This window comes from bacterium, from assembly GCA_026708015.1.
Classification (GTDB): domain Bacteria; phylum Actinomycetota; class Acidimicrobiia; order Acidimicrobiales; family Bin134; genus Poriferisocius.
The window spans coordinates 1-2,004 of sequence record JAPOVT010000047.1 but is presented as its reverse complement, the minus strand read 5'-3'; the positions used below and the strand labels follow the sequence as shown (position 1 = coordinate 2,004).

General features: G+C 65.0%; 2 protein-coding genes. One reads left to right on the top strand and one right to left on the bottom strand.

Annotated elements, in window-relative coordinates; translation table 11 throughout:
* A partial coding sequence (locus OXG30_10660; protein MCY4135354.1) for a hypothetical protein occupies nt 1–202 on the bottom strand: 202 nt, incomplete at its 3' end.
* A gap of 837 nt (nt 203–1,039) precedes the next feature.
* Here OXG30_10660 and OXG30_10655 point away from each other — a divergent pair.
* A partial coding sequence (locus OXG30_10655) for a fibronectin type III domain-containing protein (GenBank protein ID MCY4135353.1) occupies nt 1,040–2,004 on the top strand: 965 nt, incomplete at its 3' end.

Genomic DNA, 2,004 nt, shown 5'->3' with positions numbered 1-2,004 from the left:
GCCACGCAAGCTCCTCCGGCCAGTGATCGGAGAACCACCGGAGAGCTCGCTCGAAAGTGCGGGTTCGCAGATCGGCGCCGGCGACGATCTGACGGTGTCGAGCGCCGTGGTTCCAGACCAGGGTCGATACCCGCGCGGGGCTCCTGCCAGTGACGGCACAGTAGAGAGTGAAGAGGTGGAGGATCGTGTCCCGGTGACTCACGGCGGGGGACCATACGGTAGGTATACCGCGATCGCAAGCCCTCAAGGCGTGTTTTCTTGATGACAGAGACGGAGGACTCGTGCCCAGGTGCTCTGCGGTAAGTCTCCATACGGCAAGCGTTGTGTGATCCAAAGCCCTCGACGCGTCGGTTTCTTGTGATGAGAGTGCGGACGTTGGTCCTTGTTGCCCAACACCGGCGCGATGCGGTAGACTTACCGCGCTTTGGGGCTTACCGAGGATCTGCTGCAGGCGGTGGATCAGAGCGAGTTCTCGGATCGCGAGCTGTCCCTGCGCGCCACGGGCAACGCGGACGCGATTCGCAACATCCGGCGGGGCGCTAGGCCGCGGACGGACACGGTCGAGGCCCTCTGTTCGGCCCTCGGGCTGGCGGTCTACATCGGTCGCGCCCGGCCTCCGCCGCTCGACGACGCAGCTCGTAGTTCCCCGACCCCTGACTCGGCGACGCCCTGTCAGCTCCACAGCGCGTTTCGGATGATCGCCGACGGCCTTCGCAGCGTAGGCTTCGAAGTGCGGGAACCGGGTTCGCGCAGACGCCGCCGGCGCCAGGACTCGCGCCGCACGGCAACGGAGTAGTCAGGGCGAAAAAGAGTCCGTAGCTCGGCATCTGTTCCGCGCTCAGGTGGCCGGGTCGAGAATGTGACAAGCGTTGGCCTGTGGGCGTCACGGGCGGCGCGCAGGATCGCCTGCCTCGTCGGAAGAACCTCGACAGGAAAGGCTCCCGCGATGACGATCCTGCGCCCAAACCCCCGCAGATCGTTCCGCTGGTTTGATCGCGAGGCTGACCGGAACAACCACGATCTCGACAAGGAGTAGCGAATGAGCTCTGTCCTCGCACTGTGGAACGCCAACACCGACTATGCGGCGGACGCCGTCGTGCTTCACGAAGGCGTTGTGTACGGCGCTGCAACTGCCAACGGTCCGACGACGAACGACGCGATCAACCCGTCGACGTCCGGTCAGACCACATGGGTAGCCCAGGGAGGCCTTTTCGGCGGCGACAACTTGACGCCGTCGCTGTTGAACCCGCCAGGTGGAGGTCCTGCTCCTTCGAGGTTTCCCCTTCCGATGCAGGTTTCGGGCGTGCGGATCGAGGAGACCGACGACGGCCTCGTCACCGTCGCCTGGGACGCCAACGTGGATGAGTACGAGGTGCAGTGGCGCACCGCCGACCAAGAGTTCTCCGATCAGCGAAGCAAGGAGACGGCCGATCTCCGGACCATCCTCAAGGGCCTGACGAACGGCGAACGGCACTACGTTCGCGTCCGGGCCAAGAACGCGAGCATGGGTGACGGCGCGTGGTCGCGGGTCTTGATCGCAACTCCGGCAAAGCCGCCCGTGCCGGATACGCCCGAGGCGCCGGTGGCTTCTTCCGCGCGCGGGGGTGTCACCTGGTCGTGGACGCTTCCCGATGACAATGGCTCGCCGATCATCGATTTCGACCTGCGATGGAAGGAGCGCGACGCCGCGGACTGGACGCTAGTCGAGGGCGTCACAAACACCAGCCAGACGTTGGAGGTGGCGGATCTGGCCGGCCGGTTCCTCGCGGAAGTTCGGGCCCGGAACGCCACCGGACACAGTGGTTGGTCGCCGACTTCGACCCTCACCGGTCCACTGAACGCGCCGTTGGCGCGCCTCGAGTCCTTGGAGCACGTATTCACGGCGGGCGAGACGTGGACTTGGCCCTACGCCGATCTCGACTCGGCCCTGGTCGTGATTCGAGGTGGCGTGTCAATGGCAACCGAAAACTGCACACTTCTGGCAACTGAAAACTGCACACTTGT